The sequence below is a fragment of the Lawsonibacter sp. LCP25S3_E2 genome (assembly GCF_052117285.1).
GTDB lineage: Bacteria > Bacillota > Clostridia > Oscillospirales > Oscillospiraceae > Lawsonibacter.
Window position 1 is genome coordinate 130,975 of sequence record NZ_JBQKJL010000001.1, and the last position, 23,084, is coordinate 154,058.

The following is a 23,084-nucleotide window of genomic DNA, read 5'->3' on the forward strand; positions in this document are numbered from 1 at the left end:
CGGCCCGTTTCTGCTCCTTCTTCTCTTTCTCGACCTGAAGGTCGATGGAAGCATAAATGAAGGCCCGTTCCCGAAGGGGAAGGGCCATCAGCGCGCCAGGTAGGATTTTCAGCCGGTGAAGGGCGTAGTGCGCATAGACGGCTTCTCCGTCCGCGTCTTCCTCACGCTCTCCACCGGTGATCAGTTTTTTGCTTCTTCGCGAAGGTCGTTCACGTCGTCGGTGAAGCCGTTGACGTCCTGGATCGCGACCAGAAGGTCGACGAACTGTCCAGGCTTCAGAAGGACGTCGATCAGGGCTTCGGCGCCCATGACGCCATACTTCGCCTGAAGGTCGGCGTCCTTGAAGTTCGGGTCCACGCAACAGGCGATCACAAGGCGGTTATTGTAAAGGTCCATATCGGTTTCCGTGGTCTTCTGGTGGGTCTTCTTGTCGAAGTTCACCTTCTGACAGGTCTTCCGAAGGGCCTTGTTTTCGCCCTCTGTGATCGACTTGACGGTGAAGGGGACGGGGAAGCCGCTGATCGCGACTTCCGCCGTCACCTGTGCGCGCTCTTCGCTCTGCATAAGAAATTCCTGAAGTTTACCCATTTGTAAGTCCTCCTTCTGAATGGTGGTGGTTAAATCTTATTGAAGGCCTTCAGAATGTCGAAGTCCTCAAAGGTGAAGTCCGCGTCTTCGTCCAGGGCGTCGTCGCTGTCGCCGTCCAGCTTCGCCAGGATCACGGAATCCAGGTTACAGCCGATCAGAAGGGTCGTCTGCTTGCCGGCGGCGGATTCTTCGTCGTCGTTCTCGACGACCATGTCGAAGTAGACGTCCACGCCGGTTTCCTTCCACTGGCGGATCAGTTCGCGGAACAGGGGCGTCATGTAGTAAAGGGTCATGGAGCCGGTCCCGTTGGCGCCGGTGGTCTTATGGCCCGTCATGCGCTTCCCGATCGCCTTCACTTCGGACTTGCTCTTCTCGACGGTGGCTTCGATGGTCTTCGCGAAGAACAGTTCTTCGTTGTTGCCGTTGATCTTCGCGTAGGCACGGCCGGCCTTGCCGGAAATGGTATCAGGTGCGTTCAAAGTCTTCATTCTGGGTCACTCCTTTCGTCAGTTCACGACGACGGTCATATAAAGCTTTTCCATGCTGTCGTTCGGCTGAAGGGCGCAGTCGACAGCGACGTCGCGTTTGCCGTCGCCCTGCTGAACGGTGATGTCGTCGGACTTGAAGTTACTGATCGCGTCGATCGACTGATACTGAAGGGCCAGGGACACCAGGTCAGCCTTGAAAAGCTGGCGGCCGGTGTCGCTGTTCGTCACCAGGCCGATATAGGACTCGCCGAAGATACGGGCGACGTCGTTCGCCCATCCGTCCATGACGCGGACGACGCGGTTCGACACCCAGTCGGAAGACATATTCTGGCCGATGGTGGTCAGGCTGTTGATGTCCGTCAGGACACGGGCCTTCCCGTAGTCGGCATAGAATACGAACTCGCCGGCCTTGATCGCGGCTTCGAACTGGGACTTCGTGTATTTGATGTCGACGTCCACGGCGTCGTCGTAGGCGGTGTTCGTCAGGGACTCGTTCACTTCCGCGCCGGCGGAAGCGCCAGTCACCCAGGCGACGGCCTTGTCGCCGGTGATGGTGGCCCCGTTGGTCAGGACGACTCCATTCTTCACGTTGATCAGGCCCATATTGTCGCCGTCGTAGCCATACAGGACGCCGACGATCTTCTTCCCTTCGTCGTCACGAAGACGCTTGACGAAGGCGGCATACAGGGACTTGATGTCCTCCACGGTGCCAGGGTAGCCGATCACGTTGAAGGTTTCCACTTCGAAGGCCGTCAGGGCGTCGGTGTGCTTCGAAGCGTTGACCGTGGCGTTCGTGCCGCCGGTCAGCGCGGTCGCGGTTGCGGCCGTCAGGGTGGAGACGGTGCCGAAGGTGACGAAGTCATTCGCGACCAGGGAAGCGGCGCCGCCGGACTTCGCGACGGTCTGGCTGTCCATGACCATATCGTCAAGATAGGTCACGACGTCCGCCTTCGTGGCGTCGTCGACGTTGGTGATCACGGCGACCTTGATCGCGTTGCCGCGGGTGCCGCCATACTTCGCGGTCACGGTCATTCCACCGACGGTGGCGCTGGCCTTCGTGCCGCCGCCGTTCACGCGGTAGATCAGAAGGGTCTTCGCGCGCTTCATGGCTTCGCGGACCAGAAGGATATTCGCGTCGGTGGGATCGTAGCCGAAGACCTTCAGGCTGGTCGCGTTGAAGTCCGCGGCGTCCAGCTTGAAGACCTGGCCTTCAGGTCCCCAGTTCAGTTCCAGGGGAAGGGCCGCGACGCCGCGTTCCCCCATTTTGGCGTTGGTCCCCATGCTCACGAAGTTGATGTAAGCACCAGGAAGGACCTTGTTCTGTACGGTGAAAGAACCTCCACCAATAGGCATAATTACACGCTCCTTTCAAGGAAGTCGGTCACAAGGCGGACCGCTTCTTCCCGTGTGTAGGCCTGGCCGTCCTTCAGGATCGCCGCAACGGCGTCCCTGGGGACGCCCAGGGTTTTAGACTTGACCAGTTGTTCCTTTGTGAAGACCGGCGCTTCCTGGTCGGCGGCGACGGTCTTTTTCTTCTGGGCCATTTGTCAGACCTCCGATTTGATCGTGTTGTTCTGATCCAGATAATACATGGACGGGATCGCGTCGGGCGTGATCACGAAGTTCAGTCGGGCGTCGAAGCGGAAGGAAAAGAACCGTTCGTCGCCGTCCTGGTTTGCCGCGATGTTCGTCAGCCGAAGCGACCGGAAGACGTCCGTCCCGTCCTCGGTCTTCTCGAAGACGGAAAGGGTTTCGAAGTCGTCCAGCATAGCTTCCAACCAGGCATTGAAGGACAGGTTGTCCCTGTCCGCCTGAAGATAGCAGACTTCGAACCGCGTCGTCCTGACGCGGCGGCGGTCCAGCTTCTGTTCCTGGGTGGTTTCAATCACGCGGACATAGAAGTTCCCGTCAGCTTCGGCCGGAATCCGGTTGACGAAGACGTGACGGACGGGCCACCTGGCGATCAGCTTCTTTGCGATCGCTTCCAGGAAGTCGTTCAAGGTCACGACAGATCACCGTCCTTTACTTTGATTTCCTGGTGGGTGGCATACACCGACGGGCGGCCGATCACTTCGAACGTCACTTCCTGGGTGCTGGAAGGGTCGTCGTGGCCGAACCGCTTCACGACGATCGTGTCGCCAGGAAGGACCTTCAGGTCTGGACCGGCAAAGACGACGGCGTCGTGGTCGATGTTCTGTTGTGCGTTTGTCTGCATACTGCTGTTTGTACCTGAATACGACAGCGCGCAAACGATACCAGAATACACCACGTCGGGGACGCTTGCGGACAGGCCGTTCGCGCCCCTTTTTGGTGTTGTCCGGTAGACGGTGGCGGTGTCTTCATAGGTGCTTTCGATCGCGGCGCGCTCCGCCGCGGGGCTTCCGAAGGCCATTCCGTCACCACCTTAGCTTCCGGTATTCGTTCAGGACTGTCTTCCAGCCGAAGAAGTCCCCGTTGTCGTTTCCCAGGTTGAAGGTGCCGGCCGATCCGGAAGAACCGGAACCGACCGCGAAGGACGTCTGGACGTCGCCGCGCTTCACGGAAGACACGGCCCCAGGCGCCGCCGCGGTGGTTCCCAGTCCGGCGGCCTTGTAGTAGCTGACGCACATGACAGCCAGGACGTTTTCCAGTTCCAGGGGGAGTTCGTCCCAGTTGATATAGCGAAGGACCAGGGTCTGAACGGTCTGGATCACATATTCCAGAACGTCGTCCTGGTCCTCCGTGGTGATCCCCAGAAGGGTCTTGACCTTCTGAAGGACCGTCTGTCCGGACATAAGCGTCCGAAGGACTTCGGCCCTTTCAAGGTCGGTCAGGCCTTCCAGGGAAGCAAGGATTTCTTTCAGCATGATAGACCACCTTTCGGCGGCCCCGTCAGTTCTGCTTCAGGGCTTCGATCAGGTCGATGATCTCCGCCTTCTTCGCGCCGTCAGGGACCGCGATTCCGGCTTCCTGGGCCATTTCCAGAAGTTCGTCCTTCGTGAACTTCGACAGGGGCTTGTCGCCGTCGCCAGGGGCGGCGACAGGCTCCGGATCGTCGAAGGGGATCAGGTCAGGGGACTTCTGGAACTGTTCCAGAACGAAGTCGCTATGGGGTTCCAGGATCGCGCCGGTTCTAATGTGCTTGAACTTCACGTTCTGTTCCTCCTTTCAAACGGGCGTCACGCCGATCAGGCGGAAGTTACGCTGGTGGAGTAGGTGAAGATCAGGTCGGGGGTCAGGGCCTTCGTGCCGTAGTCGAAGAACATGGACACGCCGTAGTCGTTGGACAGGGGGATCTTCTCCGGCTCCTTGTAGGGGTAAATGACCGCCGGCTGTGCGATTGCGCCTTCAATCATGGCGACGCCGTGACAGGTGGTGGTCTTCGTCTTGCTGGTTTCCACGGTTTCGGTCTTCACGGGAAGGTTGATGGAGGAATAGACGCGGACGCCGTGGAACATGGCGAAGTCCTCCGCCGCGGTGTCGACGTTGGCGTTGTTGGTGTTCTTGTCCAGGTAGTTTCTGGCCTTGCCGTAGGTGACGGGGTCCAGAACCAGGCGGATCAGGTTACGGGGAACGCCGCGGACGTAGTCGTTCTTCACGGTTTCCACGCTCTGGATCAGGCCTTCCAGAATGTCTTCGATCGTGGCGCTGGCGTCGGGGGTGTAGGCGGTGCCGGCGTCGAAGGCGGTCTGGAAGAAGGCGGCGTCAAACTCTGCGGCCACGGTGTCGACGTGGTTGTCGGCGCGGCGCGCCATGATGTTCGTCACGCCGAAGGTGTCCAGGTCGAACTTCGAGGCTTCCTCGACGATCTCGCGGTGTGTGTCCAGGTTAACAGGGGTCGGGGGAACGGTGATCGCGGTTCCCTTGTTCGCGGTGCGCGCGGTGCCGTAGGGCTGGGACGCGCTGTTCTTGAAACGCTTGAACTCGACGGAACCGCTGGCGGGGTTGCCGGTGTAGGCCTGGGACTTCAGGCCCTGGGCCAGGGTGTCCTTCTGAATGTTCGCGATCACCAGGCCGGACAGTTCGGCCAGGTCGGCCTTCGTGGAACCGCTCTGGATCAGGCTGATAGCTTTAGTTCTTGCCATTGTGTATCATTCCTTTCGTTTTTTGGTGGTGTGGTTTACAGGCAGACGGGGCCGTCTACCTTGCCGGCCGCCGGCGGCGTCTTCGGGCCAGGATCGGCCGGCGTCGCGCCGTGGACTGGCGGGGTCTTTGCGGGGTCTTCCTTGAACAGGTACGCCTTCGACTCCTTGATCGGCTTCAGAAGGCCTTCCAGGTCAGTTTTCAGGCTTCCGTCGTCGCTGACTTCGATCTTGTCCATGTCCAGAAGGCCGATGATGTCGGAAGGGTCATAGACCTTCCCGTTCAAGGCCATCTGAAGGGCGGACCGCTTGCTGATCTTCGCAAGTTCGGCGGCGTGGGTCGTCTGAAGGGTGTCGAACTTCTCCTTCGCGACCTTGACGTCGTCCGCGATCTTTGCCGGATCGCCGGAACCGCCGACAGCCTTCAGGGCTTCCGCGGCCGCCTTCAGGGCGTTTTCCGCGCTGGCCTTCCCACTGTTGGCGCCGTTGTACTTTTCGGCCGGAACGAAGGTCCCGTCATTCCCGATCACCAGGTCGACGTCCTTTCCGTCCTTGCCCTTGCCCTTCAGCGCCGCTTCGACCTGTTTCGCCAGGTCTTCGCCCAGAAGATTTCTGATTCCTTCAATGATCATAGGTGTTCCTTTCTCCGCTGTTTATATGGCGGCTTCCACGCCCTTCGCGGTCCCGCCTGGTCGCCGGACGGGTGCGGCTTGTATTATGAAAAAGGCGCCGCCCGAAGGCGACGCCTGTTCCACCTGGAAAAGGGTATAAGAAAACGCCGGCCGGTCGGCCGACGTTTACTTCTTCTTCAGTTGTGACGGAAGGAAGTCCTTGAACAGGGCGTCTTCGATCGTGTCCCCGTTTTCGTCGAAGAACTCGACGGTGTAGGCTTCCCCGTTGCCCTGGATATAGACGACGGTCCCTTCCGTGCCGGCCTTGACGCCGGTGTCAGGGTCGTCTTCCAGAAGGACGACGGTGTCATATAATTCAAACATAGGCTGTCACTTCTTCCTTTCCGGCGTTGCCGTGATGAAATGCGGGGCCTTCCCGCCGTTGTCGATCTGCCAGACGGTGTTCAGGCGAAGGAAGCGGTCCTTCCGGCCGTACAGGATCACGGGGACGGTGTACCGTTCGCCGAACTGCGTGGACACGGTCTTCGTCACAGTGGACTTCTGGACCTCCGTCAGAAGTTTCTTCTGGAAGGTTTCCCAGTTTTCCACATTGTAGCCCAGGACCTGGTTGATCACATGGGCCTTTTCCTTCCCGCGGGGGTGTTCATGGTTCAGAAGGTAGCCCTGAAGTTTGTCCTGGGGCGCTGACGCGGACGCCGCTTCGGGAAGGGCGCCACGGCTGGCGGTGCTGTTGTAAAGGCGGACCTTCGCCTTCATCTGGTGCCATTTCTCCGGATTCGTGTATTTCACGTTCTGGAAGGCGTCCAGGGTGGAAGGGACTTCGCCGTCCGGAAGGACGCCCAGGAAGGCGTCGAATTGCTCCCGGTCTGACTTGATATTATACGCTTTCTTCCGTTCGACTTCAACCGAACCTTGACCGTTCGCGGCCGTCTGCCGGCTGTACCATTCCTGATAGGTGGTCCGCTTCGGCATAGGCTCCCCGCTGTTCAGACAGTCCAGGGCCTCTTCGGGGTCATATTCGACCGTCGTACAGCGACAGTTCGGGTGAATGGGCGGGTAGTTGACGCCAGGTTCCGCGTCGGACACCTTAAAACGCCGGCCGTCCAGGCCGCCGCAAGTGTCACAGGTGCGTTCGTTGACCGCGGCCATATATTCATATTCCGCGACGCCGGCTTCCTTGTAGGCCCTTCTGTCGGCTTCTGCGTGGATATGGGCGGTTTCGGTGCGGATCAGGCGTTCGGCGTTTTTGTAGGACTGGCCCATTCGGGAGGAAAGGGCGGACGCCATGACACCCACGCTTTTTCCCTGGATCAGGCCCTGGGTGATGATCTCCCTGGTGTTGAAGACCAGGGCCTGTTTCGACTGCCACAGGCGATCGGAGAACATAGCGCCGGACCAGGGATAGGACACGGCGTCTTCGACGGCGGAAGCGTCGATCTTCGCGATCTCATTGTAGAAGCCGGCGCGGCTTTGGAGGTCATAGGACTTCTTGTAGTACCCTTCGACGAAGCCTTCGCCCAGTTCTTCCTTCATCTGCTCGACGCCGCGTTTCCACAGGTCGTTCAGGATCAGGTCGATTTGACCTTGAAGGGCTTCCAGGCGGGAAATGGAACTGTTCGCCGACAGGGCGTCCAGTTGCGCCTTCAGGACCGCCTTCACGCTGGGGTCGGTAGTGGCTTCGATGGTGGCGACATAGTCGCCCAGGGTAGCCTTCCACTCCTGGAACTCCTTCCTGGACAGAAGGCGGACCGCCTGGTCGTAGGTCAGGCCGTACTTGCCGGCGTACTTCGAATAGAAGCTGTCGATCTGCCTTCGGATCGACTTCGCCGCAGTTTCGTACTCCCTGAACATTTTCCCCGACAGGTTCGCGCCGCGAAGATAGGCTTCATTCTCACGCGTCAGGGCGCGTTCGGCCCAGTAGTCACGGTTATTCGTCGCCATCGGCTCCACCGCCATTCACGGGGTCGCCCTGGTTGTTCTGGCCCTTGCCGGCGCCCAGGGCGTCGCCGAACAGGCCTTCGCCGTATTCCTCCATAGCGGCCTTCTTCTCCGCGTCGATCCGCTCCATTTCTTCGTCGGCGTCCGTCACCCAGGGGTGGTTCTGAAGGATCGTCCGCTTCGACAGAAGGCTTTCGCTGGCGACGGCGTTCTGGATCACGTCGGTTTCGTTGACGGGAAGGTCCATGTTGAAGACGATGTCGAAAGTTTCCTTAGAAAAGTCGCCCTTGCCGGCGATCTGAAGGTAAACGTCGATGAACAGTTTCAGGCGCTGGAAGGTGTCCTTCAGTTCGGTCGCCAGGGAATCGCAGTCGGACGACAGGTCCATATAGCGGAAATTGATCGCCGTTCCGGACGCGTTCCCCAGGTCAGGGTCCTTCGTGTCGACGGCCGCGGCGAAGTCGTAGACGTCGCGGCGCTGTTTATCCAGGAAGGCCATGACGGCGTCGATATTAAGATCGGCCTGAAGTTTGTCCACACCGCCGTCGGTGGTGACTTTGATCGCCATGTGTTCCTTCAGGTCCTTGATGAACTCGCCCAAGTCCTGGCCGCCGTAGTTCTTCAGGATATAGATGAACTTCGCCACGTCGCGGAGAACATCGGCGGTCACGGACGTCTGCCAGTTGATGTCGTCGATCAAGTCCTTGATGAAGTAGCAAAGGGGAAGTTCCTCTTCGTTGTACTTCAGCCAGACGATCGGGACGGTGTCCCAGTTGTAGGCCTTGTTGCCGACGGTGAAATGGGGTTCGGTGTAGTCGTTGGTTTCGTCGCCGTGTTCGGTGTCGACGATAAAGTCGCCGGCGATGGTGCCGGCGAAGGCGTCGGTTTTGAAATACTTGACGCCGCCGGTCCACCACAGTTCGGCGTGGGTGATCGTGTGCTTTCTGGTGCCGATGTAGATCACCTGGTCATAGAAGCGAATAAAGGCGTCCAGCTTCGTTCGCTCCGCGTCGCGCCAGATCGGGACCAGTTCCGCGGACGGGATTCGCATGAAGGCCAGTTTCCCGTCGTCGAAGTAGGGCTGAAGCCACGCGATACCGGACTTCACGGCGCCCTTCCCCAGGGACTTGATCTTCCGGCGGAAGGTCTGGTCGAAGACGTCGTTCAGGGCTTCGCCGTAGGAACTGTTCTTCGTGTCCACGGTGAAGGGCTTCCCCAGAAGGTAGTTCGCCTTCTGGTCGACCAGCTTCTTCAGAATCGGGTGTTCGATCCTGGTATTCGACCGGTTCGCGACGTCGTTCGTCTTCCGCTGGACGTCGGTCCGGTTTCTGTAATAGGCTTCGGCCTGGATCATGTTCGCGTACTGCTCGGACGCCTTGAACTCCCTGATCTCTTCGGTCACGATCTGGGCCAGGGTCATTGTCGCGTGGTCCGGATCGGAAATAATCATGTTGATCCTGTCCATGACGGAATATTCGGCCATGTGGTGTCACTCCCTTATTTCAAAACTTCAATAGCGGAACCGCGGCGGAGTCGTTCGACGGAATAGCGAAGGGCCGCCATAGCGTCGTCCATGAACTCCACGGGTTCGTCGATATAAAGGCCCGTGGTCGGGTCCTTTTTCCACTTCCATTGTTGAACTTCCTTCAGGACGTTCACACAGGAAGGGTGAATGTGGATTTTCCGGCCCTTCAGCCAGTCGATTTGTGCCTTCACGCTTCCAGGCTCTTTCTTCACAGGGTAGGCACGGAAGCCGGCCTTCTGCCAGGTCTTGATCCGGTCCGGCTCCGCAGAATCACAGAACATTTCCACACGCCGGTCGACCTTCGCCTGATTTGCAAGGCCGATGATCTCTTCGGTGTCCTTCTCGAAGACGTAGATTTCGGAACAGATATAGACTTCTCCGTCCTTCCAGCCGACGCCCAGGATCGCGTTCGCGTGGTTATAGCCGAAGTCCTGGCCGTAGTAGAAGGCGTCAAAGGCGTCCATGTTGGCCTTGAAGTCGTGGACTTCGAAGTTCGTCAGGATCAGGCCGCCCAGTTCGCCCCATTCGCCCAGGCCATAGACGCGATAGCCTTCAGGGTCTTCTTCCTTGCGGCGCTCCATGCGGCGATAATAGGCGGGGTCTATGAACCGGTTCGTCTTATAGGTGGAATGATGGGCCAGGACGTCCGGATCGGCCTTGTCGAAGTATCTGGCCTTGATCCAATGCGTCGCGCTGACGGGGTTGAAGGTCATTGTGATCTGGTAGTACAGGTTCGGATTCATGCCGTCCAGCTTGCCGCGAAGACGGTCGTCCAGAATGTCGACGTCTTCTGAAAGAAGTTCCGTCGCTTCCTCGCACCATATCCAGACCAGTTTTCCGTTTTTGAAGGTGATGGACTTCACCTTCTCCCGCTGGCGCTGGTCCTTCACGCCGCGGAATATGATCCGGTTCCCCGTGATCTTACATTCCAGGGCCAGGGGGTTCAGGTTGACCTTCCAGAAGCGGTCAGCGTATGGGCCGAACATTCGATAGATCGCGGCCTGAAGTTCCGCGAAGGTGGAATCGCGGTTCGTTTCCTCGATCTTTCGGACTACCAGAAGGTTCGCGCCGGTATAGGCGGGGTCAGACAGTTTCGCTATGTAGTCCTGGGCGATGTTCACTGATTTTCCGGAACCGGCCGATCCCTTCAAAATGCGGTAGCGGCCGCGCCATTCGTTGACAGGGCGGAAGACGGGGTTGAACTGGGCGGACGCCTTGAACTCAACCTTCGCCGCCGTAGTCATAGTTGATCACCACCGTCACAGGCGCGTTCCCTTCGGGATTGTCCTTGAACATTCCCAGGTGACGACCACACAGTTCCAGGGCCTTCAGCTTGTCAGCCATCTTCACTTCGCGTTCAATTGCCTGTTCAATGACAGGTTCGCCGTCTTCATCGAAGTCCTTGTGTGGGACATACTTCACCTTGACACCGGCGATCACGGCCAGGTCGTCGTCGTTGGCCGTGTCCAGGACTTCAGCCGTGTTCAGGTCGATCACGTCCTTCGGGTTCAGGAAGGCGATCCTTCCCAGTTCGCGAAGGACGCGGTCAGCGTTGATCCCCGTCCGCTTCGACCTTTCGGCCATCGCCTGATCAATGCGCGCGCGAATTTCAGGTTTCTTCAGTAATTCAAAACCGATACTTCCCGCGGTATTCGGAGAATATCCGGCGCGGATCGCGGCCTGGGTCGCGTTCAGGTCGATCAGATATTCTTCACAGAAGACTTCATTCTTCTTCGTGATCTTCGCCATGATTCACACCGTCCTTTCTTCGTGATCCTCTGAAAGCGGGTACAAAAAAGACGCCCCCGAAAGGACGTCTTTCTGTACCCTATTCAAAAGGAGGGGGAACACGCTGTTCCCGACTATAATTCTACCACACGGATTTGCAGATTGAAAGTCTCATTTGTATTCACCTGTATTCGTCTTTCAGCGGAAGGAATCGGATTTATACATGGTAGCGAATAGGGAGTCCAGGGCCGTTTTCCTCTGGCGGTAGATCGTGGCCTTCGCCATGTGGAGGAAGTCGGCCGCTTCTTTGTAGGATCGGAAGGGGTAATACAGGGCCAGAAGGACGCACTTCGACTGACTGTCCATGTCCAGGATCGCGGACAGGACGTCTTCGATCTGCTGGGCCTGACGTTCCAGGGCGCCGATCCGGCGGTCGGCGGTGTTCCGGCGCTTCTCCGTCCGTGTGACCATGTTCACCATTCGGGCGTCTGGGTCTGGGGAGGACTGGACGCGGACGCCGGCGTCGGAAAGCTGGCTGGAAGGGAAGGCGGATTCCAGGATTTCCTTCAGGTCTTCGGCCAGGGCGGACCGCTCCGCCGCGATCTGGGATTCTATGACGCGCGCTTCCTGGTCGTGGTTGCGAAGGACGTCCATGACGCGGAAGCGTACCCAGGCTTTCCGCTTCTCTTCCTTTTCATTCTGATCCATGCGTTTCACCGCCTTTCTTCTGGGGTATGTCAGAACGGAAGTTCTCCGTCGTCGTCTTCGACCTCCGTGAACTGCTGGTCCGCGGCGGCGGCCATCTGGTCGGCGGCGTATGAACCGTCGCCCTGGTCCTTGCCGTCGGCGAACTCCACGGAGTCGGCGACCACTTCGACCGTCTTCCGGTCGTTGCCTTCCTTGTCCTTCCACTTCCGGACCTGGATCGAACCGGTCAGGGCGACGCGCTTCCCCTTGCGGAAATACTTGTTCACGAACTCCGCCGTCCCGCGCCATGCCACGCAGTCCACAAAATCCACGGTGTCACGCTGGAAGCGGCGGTCGACGGCCATGGCGAAGGACACGACAGGCGTCCCCTTCTCCGTGCGCCTTAATTCCGGTTCACGGGCCATTCGGCCGATCAGTTGAACTTGATTCATGGTGTCGCCGCCTTTCAGAACCGCTTCCCGTGCTTATAGGGGCGACCGGCGTTGTAGGCCATCTTCTCCGCGATCACGGCGTCCAGGTCGATTCCAACGTGGCCGCACAGGTCAGCGATCCGGATCGCGGCGTCGGCCAGTTCCACGGCCACGCCTTCGGGCTTCTGGTTTCTGTACTGACAGGCGTCTTCGTGGCCGTACTGGAAGCACTCGGTTTCGTCCGCGGGGTCGCAGGGAAGGGACGGGTCGCCCTCCGTGCAATGATACCAGACCAGGGGCCGGCCGGCGCGTTCCTCTTCCAGGGCTTCGGAAAGTTCGCTATGGATCAGCGCGATCGCCGTCCCGAAGGGAAGGGGTGGGTACCAGAAGCCGTGCTTGACGGCGTTGTCGTGTGCCTTCTGAACGATGTCTTTGATCTCCATGTCTGTTCTGTTTCCTTTCTGCACGATAGCAAGTCGGACTTCGTCCGCTTGCACGTGCTATCATTTGATTTCAGTTTCTTTCAGTCGTTCACTATGTAGAATCGGACATTCTGGCGGCCGAACTGAAGGGCGTCGTCGTGGCTCTCGAAGTAGACGTCGATCTTCTGGCCCTGGATTGCTCCGCCGCGGTCCTGGACGACCATTTCGCCCAGGCCTTCCACGAACAGAACGGTCCCTGGCGGGTAGATCGACCAGTCGGCGGCGATCGTCACGCCCTGGACAGCTTCGGCGCCGCTGGCGGTGTAGACGATCCCGTCCGGCCGGTTCAGCGCCCAGGAACCACAGCACCGTTCACATGGACAGTACGCGGTCGCCACGGCTTCGATCCACTCCGGTTCCAGTTCTGGGTCAGACTCCGGAACTGTTTCCGTTTCGGAAAGGGTTCCAGAAGGCCCCTGGAAGGCCGCTGGCGGTGTTTCCTGGGCGGGGGGTCCGTTTACACTTCCGGCGTATTCGGAACACGCACCGGCGAAGGACGTCAGCACCAGGGCCGTTCCCGCGATGATGGACAGGACGCCGGTCAGAAAACGCTTCATCATGTGGGTTCACCTTCTTTCTGTTCTTCCTCTTCCGGTTCGGGGATCGGCCGAAAGCAATCGCACCGGACGACGCGGTCGTCGTCGGCGTGGATCGGGTTCGGCCGCCCCTGGTCGAAGGCTTCCACACACGCCACGCAGTAGTCGCCCAGGCGGCCGCGCGCGGGGTCGTCGATGAACTGGATATTGTCGCACTTCCGACAGTTAAAGTCGTAGCGCCACTTCGGCAAGTTCTTACGCCTTCTTCCGATCATGGCTTTGCTTCCTTTCTATGGGTTGTCCGCACTCCGGACACTTGCGCTGGATTCCGGCTTCGGTCCGTGCAAGGTCAGCACAGCAGAATGGGCAGACGAAGGCGTCGCCGCCTTCAAATATGGAATACTGGATCGCCGGCGGGACTGGCGGGGCGTTTCGGCTCTTCATGGTGTCAGAACAGGGACAGGTTCTTCCCGAAGGCGATTTTTCCGTTCTGACAGGCGGTGTCGCCTTCCTTTCGGTATTCAGGCCAACCGTCACACAGGATCGAACCGTCCGTCATTTCACCGTGCTTTCGGTCGCAGTCGTGGCAATATTCCGGCCGCGTCCAGGTCTTCGGCTCGAAGTGTGGACAGGCCGGCACTTCCGCATAGACACGGGTCTTCGTTCCTGTCCGTGGGCGTTTGCAAATCGTACCGGCGGATTCATCGAATCCCAGATACGGGGTCCTATACTGCCGGCCATTTGTCCCAGGGACTGGTTCCCATGGTCCGACGATTATCTTGTCATAGTCGCCGAAGAACTCGCAGTCGCCGCACTTGTTCACGTTTGCCGCCTTCCTTCAGGGTATTTCTGATCGTAGAACTTCAAATCTGTTCCGATATAAAAGGAATCGGCGTCCCAGTACGCGCCGCACCGGTCCGCACAGCCGGCGACGCTGACTTCCATCGGACCGCAGTCGGTGACGGTGTAGCGTCTGGACACTTTCCCGCCCTTCCGGACTTCAAAGTCACGGGAGGTCTGATACAGGTCGGAAACGACAATCTTCCCGCCGCACAGCGGACAGCGGTCGCGGACTATTCCTTCCATGATCCGCCGCCTTCCATGGCCGCTTCGGCGGCTTCCTTTGTCAGGAAGACCGTCTTCCCGATGTCGTGTTCTGTGAACTGCTCTGACGACCAGGCCGTCGTTCCCAGGCGTCCACGAAGGACACTGAAGGACGTCAGGCCGTCCGCTCCCGCTCCGACGAACATGACAGTCGCCGACACGACGCGACGCCGCCGGATCAGCCAGACGGTCCCGTTCGGCTTCACAGGGAGGATCACACCGCCGGCGTCACGGAAGTCGGCCAGAAGGTCCAGGGCCAGGGCATCCATGACGCACTTCCCGATCTCGTATGTGTGCCGGTGTTCGTTGGCGTGGAACGCGATTCGGTCCTTCAGCCGCTGGGCCAAGTCCGCGTTCTTACCGAAAACGCCTTCATTCATTGATTGCACCGCCTTCCAGATATTTTTTCACCGTTTCGACCTGGTCCGCGATATTCCGAACGGTGTTCAGGATTTTCGGCGTCACGCCGCCGGTTTTTATCTGCTCGATCGCCTTCACGGCCTGACTACTTGCCGCCCACGAACACGGGCTGACGCCCAGGGCGCGGTATATGTCGCCCAGTTCCTTTTGGGCGGTCTTCTGATCGTCCAGACAGGTTTTCAGCCGTTGGTTTTCCATGCGAAGGTCTTCGATTTCCTTCCCGATCTTCCGCCGCGCGCGCCGGCCGACTGTCCGAAGGTCTTCCTTGTCTTCAAGATACCGTTTGAAAAACTCCGCGTTCTCCGACGGAAGAAGGCGTTCGCCCCTGGGAAGGTTCTTATCCTTCAAGAAGTACGGCCCAATATAAGTGAACATTAGATACTTGAACATTTCGACCGGCGGTTCGATGTCGCGCCAGGGGGCCTTCCGTACTGTCCGAAGGTTGCCGGACTGTGTCACCGTCACCAGGCCGCAACACTCCGGAACCTCCGAAGGATCACAGACGCCAGGGGCGACGGCGAAGTAAAGCTGGTTGCACATGGGAAGGTAGGCGCGCCACTTTTCGTCCCGAAGGAAGTCCGATCTGGCGACCTTCACTTCGTAGCCGATGATCGCGAAGTTCGTCCAGGAAAGCTTGACCGCCAGGGCGTCGATCCGGCTGTGGTGGTTCACAATCTGCGTCGGGCCGTCTTTGACCTCTGTGAAGAACATATCCGACGCGTGTCGGTGCGCGATCGCGCGTTTGACGTCGTCAGCGCGCCACTTTTTGTCCTCACTCACGCTGTCGCCCTCCTTCCGTCATACCTGGCCGCCAGGGCCATTTCGCGGATCACGTCGGGGATCAGAAGTTCCAGGTATTCGTCACCGCGGTCCAGGCCCAGGGCTTCGTTCTGGAAGGCCATCTTCCGTCTGGCGTATGCTTCCGCTTCGTCGAAGACCGCCTTCGGCACCTTCACGCCCAGGGTCCGGTCGACGGACGCCCGAAGGCGCCGCCGGCCGATCCACTCACTGGTCGTCGCGGGATTATTCATGGCCTTCCACCGCTTTGCCGCCGTCGGATTCCAGAATGATTCCAGATTCCGCGAAGAAAGCCGGCCGGACGCCGTTGAGGCCGTCCCACGCAAGGTTGCTGTCCAGACTGCCGTCCGTGCGGACAAAGCGCGCGTAGTACGCGTTGCCGGCGTACGGGGTGACAAGCCACCACCAGTCGTCCAGGGCCAGAAGGGCCTTGTACTTCAGGAACAGGGCTTCGGGAAGAAGGCTGATCTTCGCCTTCATGTTGCCGTAGCCGAAGCCGCCGCGATGGTCAGCCAGGGACCAGGCCGCTTCCACGATGTTCGCGGAACGGATCGGGCCGCCGGCGGCGTCGAAGGCCGCCAGGAAGGGGCCGTTCAGTTCGTCCTTCAGATAGGACAGGCTGAAGTCGTTCGGATAAGGGGTAGGGGCTTCCTCCGGACGGGTCTTCAGGGGTTCCATGGAGAAGGGGCGCCACGCGACCGCCTTGTCGGCGATCAGAAGGGTCGTTCCGTTGGTCATGTGATCCAGGACGCGGACGTCGATCGGACCGGCGTCGAAGACGGTCCCAGGGGCCAGGTCCTTCAAAGTCTTAATATTTGCCATGTCGTTTTCCTCCTTCGAATATCTCGATAGACACTTCCACACGGGGGTTCTTCGGGTCCACGGCGAAGTCGTCCGTGAAGCCCTCAATCTGGTTCCAGCCGTCGTTCACCAGGACGCCGGCATGGACCAGGCTGTCCTGAATGAACTTCTTCGCGAAGGCGATGTTGTCCTTGTCGCGGCGGCGGTTCGGCTCGATCCAGCGGTAATGAATGATCACCGGCCGGTCAAAGCGGACGCCGCGAAGCTGTGTCTTCACCATGAAGCCAATCACGTTTTCGGCCTGTTTCTTCATGGCGGCGGCCTTGTACTTGCCCTTGACGGCGCGTTCCGCGTCTATGTACTCGTTCAGGCCAGGTAAAAGGCCAGGGATCGTCACTTTCCAGGTTTCCACTTGCGGCCCTCCTTCACATTCCCAGGATTTCCTTCGCCCTGTCGCGGCGCGCGGCCGCGTTGACGGTCCTTCGGGAGTCGCCGGCCAGTTTCAACTTGATCGGACACATTTCCAGGACGCGGTCATAAATACGGGCGTAGCCCATAGACGACGGGTTCCGAAGGTCGTCCAGGGACAGGTTCGTCGTCACGATCAGGGGCTTCCCTGAACGGGACCTGGCGTCGACGACGTTGTAAATCTGCTCGACGGAATAGGACGTGTCCCGCTCGACGCCCAGGTCGTCGATCACCAGGCAGTCATAACGGTTCAGCTTGTCCAGGAAGCCTTGCTTGTCCTCTCCGAAGCCCTGAAGGCGGTTCATAATGCGGGGGAAGTTCGTCACGCTGGCCTTCACACAGCGGTCGATCAGGGCGTTCGCGATACAACAGGCCAGGAAGGACTTTCCGGTCCCGACGCCGCCATAGAACAGGATTCCGATATTGTCGGCCTTCATTTCGTCCCAGTGGTCGACGTACTTCCGGCACACGTCCGACACGGCGGGGTTCCGGTTGTCGTCCTGGGCGAAGGTGTTGACCAGATAGGACGGGTCTGTGATCCCGTCGCGGCGAAGCCGTTCGCAGTCCTGGCGGAACTTGATCCGCTCTTCCTCCTTGCGCTGGGCTTCCTGGCGTTCTTCCTCGCACTTGCACATGACCGGCACCGTGACCACCTTCGGCGGGTCGGTGTCCAGTTCCAGGCGGTGTTCCTTCCTGGTGCGGCACCGGCTGCAATACAGAAGGCCGTCTTCGCCGCGGTAGTCGCCGGCGCGCTCATGGCCGCGTCTGGCGTTCTGGGCGATGGTTTCCAGGACGTCGGTGAAGTCATTCATGGCCGTCACCGCCCAGGAAGTCGTCGTCGCCGTAGTCCTTCGCCGCCGGCGGAACGGCGGCCGGCTTCACGCCGTCGGACTCGTTCCAGCGTTCGCCGCGAAGGAAGGTCGCGGGGTAGGGAATGAAGCGGCCTTCGTCCTTCGTCCATTGTTCGGACCGCTTCCAGCGTTCCACGCCGGCCACGATCCGGTCGACAAGGGCGTCGTCAGGACTGATCTTCTTCCAGACGGCCACGGCGTCCTTCTTCCCGACGCGTCTGGGATAAGAAGCCCAGAACCGGTCAAAACCGTCCGCCGCCCCGCGCCCCGAATGGGCGCGCTTCTCGTTTTCGTTATCGTTTCCGTTTTCGTTCTCGTTTACGTTTACGTTTACGGGGACATTTGCAAGCATTTGATTTCCATTCGCCTGTTTGCATTTGCTATCAAACGAAGACGGTTCAGGGTATTTGCTGGACTTCGCCCTGGTCTGTTGGCATTTGCCCCAGTTCAGAAGTTTCAGGTACTTCTTCCCGTCTTCGGGGGCCGTGTAGGTCCCCACCATGTCTTCCCGAACCAGTTCGTTCAGCCAGGACCGGATTTTCTGTTCGGAAGGGGGCTTCTGGGGGAAGCACAGGGAAGCCAGAATACGGGGGTCGCCATAGTACAGGCCGAAGTCGTCGGCCTTCACGACCAGGCGCCAGAAGAACCGTTCGGCTTCGGCGCTGATCGCGGTCAAAGACTCGCTGATGATGATCGTTTCCTTAATGATACGGCTGGGCATTGTATACACCACCTTTCACGCGTTGCGCTGGCACTTGCGGCACAGTTCGCGGCCGTACTTCCGAAGGGAATAGTCGCGTTCGGCGTCGCTGATCGGGCCTCCGCACACGGGGCATACAGCACCGCCGGCGGGGATAGCGGGAGAAGGGGCGCCCTGGGGCGCTCTCTGGGCCGCCTGGGACGTCTGCGCCGCGGGGGGCGGGGTCTGTGCCTGTCGGCCGCTCTGTGCGCCCTGGCGGCTTCCCTGGCCGCCCTGGTTGACCTTCTTCTGGACACCGCCTTCGCACAGGAAACGGACGTTCCCGAAGCGGTCGACGATCGTCAGGTCCACGATCTCGCGGCGGTCGTTGTAGCCGATCTTCGTGACGGAGAACTTGACATTCGGATAGGTGCGGTAGACGTCGCGGCCCTGGACCTTCTCGACCTTCCATTCACCGTCGTTCAGTTCGACATAGGTGAAAGGGGCGGAATACAGTTCGCGGCCGATCCCGACGTTGAAGCCGGCACGTTTGAAGGCGTCGGACGCCTGTCCCTTTTCCTTCTCCGTGTTGCTCTCGACGCCGACGTCCTGTTTCTTCACCCAGGCCGCCTTTTCGTCGTCCCAGATTTCGATCGTACAGAACAGGTTCCCGTTGATCAGTTCGTGGGTCCTCTGCCAGTTGCCAGGGCCGAAGACCTGGTCCAGGATTCGCATATCGACACGGGCGTCCTTGTAGAGAAGAAGGACCGCGCCGACCGTGCCGTTCTTCGCCTTGCTGACGGACTGGACGCGACAGTCGATGTCTTCAGCCGTCAGAAGGGGAATGTTGAAGTCCTTCACGCCGATTCCTCCTTACTTGATCTGAAGGTTCTGGTTCTCGACCAGGACAGCGCCGGCGACGGCCTGTCCGGCCTGGATTGCCTTCTTGATCGCCGTTTTGTCCGGCTTCGTGGTGACGGTGGTCGTCACGAAGTCAGGGGGAAGGGCGCCTTCGTCGTCGATCTGAACCTGGGTGGACTTGCGGAAGCCGATCTTCGTCCTGGCCGTTTCGACCTTGTCGCGGCCGACGGACAGCATGGAGGACGCCAGAAGGTCCTTCAGGCGCTCGACGCGCTTTTCGGCGGTCTTGCGGCGCTCCGCCAGGGCGGCTTCCTCCGCCTTCACGTTGCCGACGAAGGCGGTCAGGTTCTTGATGTAAAGGGCGGTCGCTTCGGCCTTTTCGTCGAAGGCGGCGGAAAGGGCGTCAAGCTGGTCGGCGTTCAGCAGTTCGCCGGTGTCGGGGTCGACCTCCATCGCGTCCAGGGCGGCCAGGAAGTCGGCGCTGATTTCGTACAGGGTGTTCGTCATTTCGCGGTGCCCCCTTCCGTCTTCATGCTTCCGGTCAGAAGGGCCAGGGCGTCGGTGATCGCCTGGTCGACGTCTTCGGCGGTGACGGTGCCGGCGGAACGCGCGTCCAGGGTGACGGTCAGGGTGGCCGCCGCGCCGGCGATCTTCGCTTCAGCGGCTTCGGCGCGCCCCTTCTGGGCCTGGTACTGGGTGAACCAGGTCTGGGACTGCCGGCGCTCGAAGTCGACGTCTTCACGGGCTTCCTTGTTCTCGACCAGGGTGTTCAGCAGAAACGCCTTCACGGCGTCCGTATCATAAAAATTCAATTTAGGCATTGAAAACCGTTCCTTTCCGTGATATGATTCACTTAACCTTTTTGGAATGGGCCGTTTCGGTTGTTGTGGTGACGACGAAACGGTCCTTTTCTGTTTCTTCGATCGTGATCTTCTTTTCGCCCAGAAGGACCAGGGCCTTCACGGCCTGTCCGACCTGAACGGGCGACAGGGTCGCCGTGTACTTCATCTTCTCCGTTCCCTCCTTCCTCCGGTGGTGTCGAAGGCTCCGGCGACGGCCAGAAGGCCGGCCCAGATCAGAAGGAAGCCGAACATTCGGATCGCGCCAGGGAGAAGGGGGACCAGGTCCTGTTCGACGGCTCCGACGCTTCCCAGAAGCGCCAGGAAGGCCACCAGGGAAAGAAGACTGGCCGCGTTGTGGATTCTCCGGCGCGTTCGCCGTTGCCTTGCTCTGGGGGTCATTCTGCCGGACCTCCCTTCCTCCGGCCGCGTCGGCGAAGGCTTTCCTGGGCGCGCTTCTGGGCCAGGTCTGCGTCGTAGGACGGCCGGAAGTTCTTGTCCAGCTTGTCCCCTTCGCGGCCGCGCTTCAGTTCGGCGTAGATGGTGCGGGGTGCGACGCCGATTTCCTTCGCGATCTGTCCGGCCTTCGCGCCGGCGGCGTAAAGGGCCGCGATCGCCTTTCGGTCCGGATATTCGATCGTTTTGTAACATTCAGCCACGTTTTCACCGTCCTTTCTCTGGGAGAAAATAAAAAAAGTGTAACTGCAAAAAGCCTGTCGACTTAATGCAATTACACTATACACGGGGGCAGCAGGAAAAATTTTTAAATTTTTCCTTGACATTTTCCCTGTTTTCGGTATAATAATTAAGCCTGTCTCTATGGTGAGACAGTGTTTCCTTGCTCCCGGCAAGAATCCGGGGGCCATATGTCCATAAGGAGGTGCAAAAACATGGCAAAAATCAATTCCAACTACGAGGCTGTCTACATCCTGAAGCCCGATATGAGCGAGGAGCAGATCGCCGCCCTGGTGGAGAAGTTCAAGGCCGTGGTCGAGGCCAACGGCACTGTCACCGAGGTTGATGAGTGGGGCAAGCGCCGTCTGGCCTATCCCATCGACGACCTGATGGAGGGCTACTATGTCCTGATGACCTTCACCGCCGCCGCCGCGATCCCCGCCGAGCTGGACCGTATTTTCCGGATCACCGACGGCGTGATGCGCTCCATGATCGTCTGCAAGGACCAGTAAGGAGGTCTTTTCCAGATGCTCAACAAGATCTTCCTCATGGGTCGTCTGACCCGTGACCCTGAGCTTCGGCGTACCCAGACCGGCACTCCCGTGGCTTCCTTCTCCCTGGCCGTTGACCGGGATTTCAAGGATAAGTCCACCGGCGAGCGCACCACCGATTTCATCGACGTGGTGGCCTGGCGCCAAACCGCCGAGTTTGTCAGCCGCTACTTCACCAAGGGCCGTATGGCTGTGGTAGAGGGCCGGCTGCAGATCCGCGATTGGACCGACAAGGACGGCGGCAAGCGCCGCACTGCCGAGGTCATTGCGGACAACATCTACTTCGGCGACTCCAAGCGAGACGGCGACGGTGGCAGCTACTCCACCGGCTTTAACCAGGGCGGCTATGCCGCCGGCGGTTACTCCGCTCCCGCTGCCCCCTCCGGCTACGGCGCCCCCCCTGCGGACGGCGACCAGTTTGCCGAGCTTTCTGATGACGACGGCGAGCTGCCGTTTTGACTTTGACCATATAAGGTCGTAAGAAGGAGGTTAAATCCATGGCTATGGAACGTGATAATAGAGCTCCCCGCGGCCGCAAGCGCCGTAAGGTCTGTGCCTTCTGTGCCGAGAAGGTGGAGTGCATCGATTACAAGGACGCCGCCAAGCTGCGCCGGTTCATTTCCGAGCGGGCCAAGATCCTGCCCCGCCGCACCACCGGCACCTGCGCCATGCATCAGCGCCAGCTGACCGAGGCCATCAAGCGTGCCCGTCAGATCGCTCTGCTGCCCTATGTGACCGACTAATATAGGTAAAAACCTCGGCTGCTGATAAGCAGCCGAGGTTTTTTATGTTCAACAGGCAGGCCCCGATTCCACTGGAATCGGGGCCTATTGCTGGCTCTTTTTAAATTAGAAGATCATCTCACGGCTGATTTCGCTCAGGGAATGGACCCCGCACATGGCCATGGTGTCCTCCAGCTCTCCCTTCAGCTTCTGGGTAAGCAGCCGGACCCCCTCTTCTCCGCCGCCATATACAGCAGTCACATAGGGCCGTGCCAGGATGCACGCATCCGCCCCCAGGGCCAGGGCCTTGCAGATATCTACACCGCTGCGCAGTCCACCGTCCACAAAGATGGTCATCTGTCCCTTCACCGCCTCCGCAATGGCAGGCAGAACCTCCGCCGTAGCGGGCACGCCGTCCTGTACCCGTCCGCCGTGGTTAGACACTACGATGCCGGCCGCTCCGGCCTCCAGGGCCTTCTTGGCCCCCTTCACGGTCATAATACCCTTGATGATAAAGGGTACCTTTGCATACTCAATGACCTCCCGCAGCTCACTCACCGTCTTGGACCCAGCGGGGGGATTGAGTCCCTTCAGGAAGGGCAGACCCGCCGCATCGATGTCCATGGCAAACATCCGGGCACCGGAGGCCTTTCCTGCGTCCAGCTTGGCAAACAGGGTGTCCCGGTCCCAGGGCTTCACTGTGGGGATCCCCTTTCCTTCATTTGCACCGATCGCTTTGGCTGCCGCGGAAAACACACTGGGGTCGGTGCCGTCCCCGGTAAAGGCGGCAATTCCGGCTTTGGCGCAGGCGGGGACCAAGATATCGTTATACTCCTGGTCGGTATATTTCTCCCCATAGTGGAGCTTCACTGCCCCTACCGGCCCGGCAAAGACCGGCAGGTCATAGGTCTGGCCAAACAAGGTAAAGCTGGTATCTACCCCTCCATTGGAGCAGATGGTGTCCATATTGAGGCACACGTCCTGCCAGGCCTCATAGTTACGGATAGCTACCGTGCCGCTCCCCTTGGCGCCGGGACCGGGCACGGCATTCTTACAGGCCCGGCCATTGCATACCGGGCAGGCCTTGCAGTAAGGGCCGCTGCAGGTACGGGCGGCCTCTAACACTTGCTGATATGTCATGGAATATCCCTCCTATTACTACGTTCCAAATGATAGCGCCCCCATGGGGTTTCGTCAAGTATTACCTTCCAAGCGCAAG

Annotated in this window: 39 protein-coding genes; 3 read left to right on the plus strand and 36 right to left on the minus strand. The window is 59.5% G+C overall.

Annotated elements, in window-relative coordinates:
- Positions 1–180 precede the first annotated feature (180 nt).
- The 35 genes from ACTQ3R_RS00670 to ACTQ3R_RS00840 form a co-directional block, all read right to left on the minus strand.
- Positions 181–588 carry a phage tail assembly chaperone gene (locus ACTQ3R_RS00670; protein WP_400236931.1) on the minus strand — a complete coding sequence of 136 codons (408 nt, stop codon included), beginning with the start codon at positions 586–588 and terminating at the stop codon, positions 181–183.
- A 29-nt stretch (positions 589–617) separates the two neighbouring features.
- Positions 618–1,076, minus strand: a complete 459-nt coding sequence (locus ACTQ3R_RS00675) for a phage tail tube protein (RefSeq protein ID WP_400236933.1) — start codon at positions 1,074–1,076, stop codon at positions 618–620.
- Between the two features lie 18 nt (positions 1,077–1,094).
- Positions 1,095–2,429 (minus strand): phage tail sheath family protein, encoded by a 1,335-nt coding sequence (locus ACTQ3R_RS00680; RefSeq protein WP_441777613.1) that lies wholly within the window; start codon positions 2,427–2,429, stop codon positions 1,095–1,097.
- A 2-nt stretch (positions 2,430–2,431) separates the two neighbouring features.
- Positions 2,432–2,620: a hypothetical protein gene (locus ACTQ3R_RS00685; protein WP_441777612.1), complete on the minus strand. Its 189-nt coding sequence runs from the start codon at positions 2,618–2,620 to the stop codon at positions 2,432–2,434.
- 3 nt (positions 2,621–2,623) lie between these two features.
- Positions 2,624–3,082 (minus strand): phage tail terminator family protein, encoded by a 459-nt coding sequence (locus ACTQ3R_RS00690; protein ID WP_441777611.1) that lies wholly within the window; start codon positions 3,080–3,082, stop codon positions 2,624–2,626.
- Positions 3,079–3,468 (minus strand): hypothetical protein, encoded by a 390-nt coding sequence (locus tag ACTQ3R_RS00695; RefSeq protein ID WP_441777610.1) that lies wholly within the window; start codon positions 3,466–3,468, stop codon positions 3,079–3,081. Before ACTQ3R_RS00695 ends, ACTQ3R_RS00690 begins: the two co-directional genes overlap by 4 nt.
- Before the next feature lie 4 nt (positions 3,469–3,472).
- The gene (locus ACTQ3R_RS00700; protein WP_216633548.1) at positions 3,473–3,922 is read right to left on the minus strand and encodes a phage head-tail connector protein; all 450 of its coding nucleotides are present in this window, start codon (positions 3,920–3,922) and stop codon (positions 3,473–3,475) included.
- A 25-nt stretch (positions 3,923–3,947) separates the two neighbouring features.
- On the minus strand, positions 3,948–4,208 hold the full coding sequence (locus tag ACTQ3R_RS00705; RefSeq protein WP_021751082.1) for a hypothetical protein: 261 nt from the start codon (positions 4,206–4,208) through the stop codon (positions 3,948–3,950).
- Positions 4,209–4,243: 35 nt separating this feature from the next.
- A complete protein-coding gene (locus ACTQ3R_RS00710) occupies positions 4,244–5,140 on the minus strand; it encodes a hypothetical protein (protein ID WP_441777609.1) in 897 nt (298 codons plus the stop codon).
- A gap of 35 nt (positions 5,141–5,175) precedes the next feature.
- A complete protein-coding gene (locus tag ACTQ3R_RS00715) occupies positions 5,176–5,769 on the minus strand; it encodes a phage scaffolding protein (protein ID WP_441777608.1) in 594 nt (197 codons plus the stop codon).
- A gap of 165 nt (positions 5,770–5,934) precedes the next feature.
- Positions 5,935–6,132, minus strand: a complete 198-nt coding sequence (locus ACTQ3R_RS00720; protein WP_441777607.1) for a DUF4926 domain-containing protein — start codon at positions 6,130–6,132, stop codon at positions 5,935–5,937.
- A 6-nt stretch (positions 6,133–6,138) separates the two neighbouring features.
- Positions 6,139–7,710 carry a minor capsid protein gene (locus ACTQ3R_RS00725; RefSeq protein WP_441777606.1) on the minus strand — a complete coding sequence of 524 codons (1,572 nt, stop codon included), beginning with the start codon at positions 7,708–7,710 and terminating at the stop codon, positions 6,139–6,141.
- Positions 7,697–9,190, minus strand: coding sequence for a phage portal protein (locus ACTQ3R_RS00730; RefSeq protein ID WP_441777605.1), 1,494 nt, complete (start codon positions 9,188–9,190; stop codon positions 7,697–7,699). Before ACTQ3R_RS00730 ends, ACTQ3R_RS00725 begins: the two co-directional genes overlap by 14 nt.
- Before the next feature lie 14 nt (positions 9,191–9,204).
- The gene (locus ACTQ3R_RS00735; RefSeq protein WP_441777604.1) at positions 9,205–10,476 is read right to left on the minus strand and encodes a PBSX family phage terminase large subunit; all 1,272 of its coding nucleotides are present in this window, start codon (positions 10,474–10,476) and stop codon (positions 9,205–9,207) included.
- The gene (locus ACTQ3R_RS00740; protein ID WP_441777603.1) at positions 10,454–10,981 is read right to left on the minus strand and encodes a terminase small subunit; all 528 of its coding nucleotides are present in this window, start codon (positions 10,979–10,981) and stop codon (positions 10,454–10,456) included. Before ACTQ3R_RS00740 ends, ACTQ3R_RS00735 begins: the two co-directional genes overlap by 23 nt.
- Positions 10,982–11,158: 177 nt before the next feature.
- Positions 11,159–11,668 carry a hypothetical protein gene (locus ACTQ3R_RS00745; RefSeq protein ID WP_441777602.1) on the minus strand — a complete coding sequence of 170 codons (510 nt, stop codon included), beginning with the start codon at positions 11,666–11,668 and terminating at the stop codon, positions 11,159–11,161.
- A gap of 29 nt (positions 11,669–11,697) precedes the next feature.
- Positions 11,698–12,099 carry a single-stranded DNA-binding protein gene (locus ACTQ3R_RS00750; protein WP_441777601.1) on the minus strand — a complete coding sequence of 134 codons (402 nt, stop codon included), beginning with the start codon at positions 12,097–12,099 and terminating at the stop codon, positions 11,698–11,700.
- A 14-nt stretch (positions 12,100–12,113) separates the two neighbouring features.
- Positions 12,114–12,521 (minus strand): hypothetical protein, encoded by a 408-nt coding sequence (locus ACTQ3R_RS00755; RefSeq protein ID WP_441777600.1) that lies wholly within the window; start codon positions 12,519–12,521, stop codon positions 12,114–12,116.
- A gap of 80 nt (positions 12,522–12,601) precedes the next feature.
- Positions 12,602–13,120, minus strand: a complete 519-nt coding sequence (locus ACTQ3R_RS00760) for a 3D domain-containing protein (RefSeq protein WP_441777599.1) — start codon at positions 13,118–13,120, stop codon at positions 12,602–12,604.
- Positions 13,117–13,371, minus strand: a complete 255-nt coding sequence (locus ACTQ3R_RS00765) for a hypothetical protein (protein ID WP_021751096.1) — start codon at positions 13,369–13,371, stop codon at positions 13,117–13,119. The genes ACTQ3R_RS00760 and ACTQ3R_RS00765 overlap by 4 nt, the downstream gene beginning before the upstream one ends.
- Before the next feature lie 173 nt (positions 13,372–13,544).
- Positions 13,545–13,919, minus strand: coding sequence for a hypothetical protein (locus ACTQ3R_RS00770; RefSeq protein WP_441777598.1), 375 nt, complete (start codon positions 13,917–13,919; stop codon positions 13,545–13,547).
- Positions 13,916–14,182 (minus strand): hypothetical protein, encoded by a 267-nt coding sequence (locus ACTQ3R_RS00775; protein ID WP_441777597.1) that lies wholly within the window; start codon positions 14,180–14,182, stop codon positions 13,916–13,918. Before ACTQ3R_RS00775 ends, ACTQ3R_RS00770 begins: the two co-directional genes overlap by 4 nt.
- Positions 14,170–14,580 carry a hypothetical protein gene (locus tag ACTQ3R_RS00780; RefSeq protein WP_441777596.1) on the minus strand — a complete coding sequence of 137 codons (411 nt, stop codon included), beginning with the start codon at positions 14,578–14,580 and terminating at the stop codon, positions 14,170–14,172. Before ACTQ3R_RS00780 ends, ACTQ3R_RS00775 begins: the two co-directional genes overlap by 13 nt.
- Positions 14,573–15,400 carry an MmcB family DNA repair protein gene (locus ACTQ3R_RS00785; protein ID WP_441777595.1) on the minus strand — a complete coding sequence of 276 codons (828 nt, stop codon included), beginning with the start codon at positions 15,398–15,400 and terminating at the stop codon, positions 14,573–14,575. Before ACTQ3R_RS00785 ends, ACTQ3R_RS00780 begins: the two co-directional genes overlap by 8 nt.
- Positions 15,397–15,651: a hypothetical protein gene (locus ACTQ3R_RS00790; protein ID WP_441777594.1), complete on the minus strand. Its 255-nt coding sequence runs from the start codon at positions 15,649–15,651 to the stop codon at positions 15,397–15,399. Before ACTQ3R_RS00790 ends, ACTQ3R_RS00785 begins: the two co-directional genes overlap by 4 nt.
- Positions 15,644–16,240 (minus strand): DUF6273 domain-containing protein, encoded by a 597-nt coding sequence (locus ACTQ3R_RS00795; protein WP_441777593.1) that lies wholly within the window; start codon positions 16,238–16,240, stop codon positions 15,644–15,646. Before ACTQ3R_RS00795 ends, ACTQ3R_RS00790 begins: the two co-directional genes overlap by 8 nt.
- Positions 16,227–16,631 carry a hypothetical protein gene (locus tag ACTQ3R_RS00800; RefSeq protein WP_441777592.1) on the minus strand — a complete coding sequence of 135 codons (405 nt, stop codon included), beginning with the start codon at positions 16,629–16,631 and terminating at the stop codon, positions 16,227–16,229. Before ACTQ3R_RS00800 ends, ACTQ3R_RS00795 begins: the two co-directional genes overlap by 14 nt.
- 13 nt (positions 16,632–16,644) lie before the next feature.
- Entirely contained in the window at positions 16,645–17,499 is an 855-nt protein-coding gene (locus tag ACTQ3R_RS00805) for an ATP-binding protein (RefSeq protein WP_441777591.1), read from the minus strand.
- Positions 17,492–18,259: a hypothetical protein gene (locus ACTQ3R_RS00810; protein WP_441777590.1), complete on the minus strand. Its 768-nt coding sequence runs from the start codon at positions 18,257–18,259 to the stop codon at positions 17,492–17,494. Before ACTQ3R_RS00810 ends, ACTQ3R_RS00805 begins: the two co-directional genes overlap by 8 nt.
- 15 nt (positions 18,260–18,274) lie before the next feature.
- On the minus strand, positions 18,275–19,078 hold the full coding sequence (locus ACTQ3R_RS00815; protein ID WP_441777589.1) for a hypothetical protein: 804 nt from the start codon (positions 19,076–19,078) through the stop codon (positions 18,275–18,277).
- A 12-nt stretch (positions 19,079–19,090) separates the two neighbouring features.
- Positions 19,091–19,585 carry a siphovirus Gp157 family protein gene (locus ACTQ3R_RS00820; RefSeq protein WP_441777588.1) on the minus strand — a complete coding sequence of 165 codons (495 nt, stop codon included), beginning with the start codon at positions 19,583–19,585 and terminating at the stop codon, positions 19,091–19,093.
- Positions 19,582–19,899, minus strand: a complete 318-nt coding sequence (locus tag ACTQ3R_RS00825; RefSeq protein WP_441777587.1) for a hypothetical protein — start codon at positions 19,897–19,899, stop codon at positions 19,582–19,584. Before ACTQ3R_RS00825 ends, ACTQ3R_RS00820 begins: the two co-directional genes overlap by 4 nt.
- A 28-nt stretch (positions 19,900–19,927) precedes the next feature.
- The gene (locus ACTQ3R_RS00830) at positions 19,928–20,086 is read right to left on the minus strand and encodes a hypothetical protein (RefSeq protein ID WP_021751110.1); all 159 of its coding nucleotides are present in this window, start codon (positions 20,084–20,086) and stop codon (positions 19,928–19,930) included.
- Entirely contained in the window at positions 20,083–20,319 is a 237-nt protein-coding gene (locus tag ACTQ3R_RS00835) for a hypothetical protein (RefSeq protein ID WP_441777586.1), read from the minus strand. The genes ACTQ3R_RS00830 and ACTQ3R_RS00835 overlap by 4 nt, the downstream gene beginning before the upstream one ends.
- Positions 20,316–20,576: a helix-turn-helix domain-containing protein gene (locus ACTQ3R_RS00840; RefSeq protein WP_036631203.1), complete on the minus strand. Its 261-nt coding sequence runs from the start codon at positions 20,574–20,576 to the stop codon at positions 20,316–20,318. Before ACTQ3R_RS00840 ends, ACTQ3R_RS00835 begins: the two co-directional genes overlap by 4 nt.
- 231 nt (positions 20,577–20,807) lie before the next feature.
- Between ACTQ3R_RS00840 and rpsF the strand changes: the two genes are divergently transcribed.
- Genes rpsF through rpsR form a run of 3 tightly spaced genes read left to right on the plus strand, consistent with a single transcriptional unit; the run spans position 20,808 to position 21,886 of the window.
- Positions 20,808–21,104 carry a 30S ribosomal protein S6 gene (gene rpsF / locus ACTQ3R_RS00845; protein WP_441777585.1) on the plus strand — a complete coding sequence of 99 codons (297 nt, stop codon included), beginning with the start codon at positions 20,808–20,810 and terminating at the stop codon, positions 21,102–21,104.
- A gap of 15 nt (positions 21,105–21,119) precedes the next feature.
- The gene (locus ACTQ3R_RS00850) at positions 21,120–21,602 is read left to right on the plus strand and encodes a single-stranded DNA-binding protein (protein ID WP_441777584.1); all 483 of its coding nucleotides are present in this window, start codon (positions 21,120–21,122) and stop codon (positions 21,600–21,602) included.
- Between the two features lie 44 nt (positions 21,603–21,646).
- Positions 21,647–21,886 carry a 30S ribosomal protein S18 gene (gene rpsR / locus ACTQ3R_RS00855; RefSeq protein ID WP_441777747.1) on the plus strand — a complete coding sequence of 80 codons (240 nt, stop codon included), beginning with the start codon at positions 21,647–21,649 and terminating at the stop codon, positions 21,884–21,886.
- A 105-nt stretch (positions 21,887–21,991) separates the two neighbouring features.
- Here rpsR and ACTQ3R_RS00860 read toward each other — a convergent pair whose 3' ends face one another.
- Complete coding sequence (locus tag ACTQ3R_RS00860) at positions 21,992–23,005, minus strand: alpha-hydroxy-acid oxidizing protein (RefSeq protein WP_441777583.1); 1,014 nt, start codon at positions 23,003–23,005, stop codon at positions 21,992–21,994.
- Between the last annotated feature and the right edge of the window lie 79 nt (positions 23,006–23,084).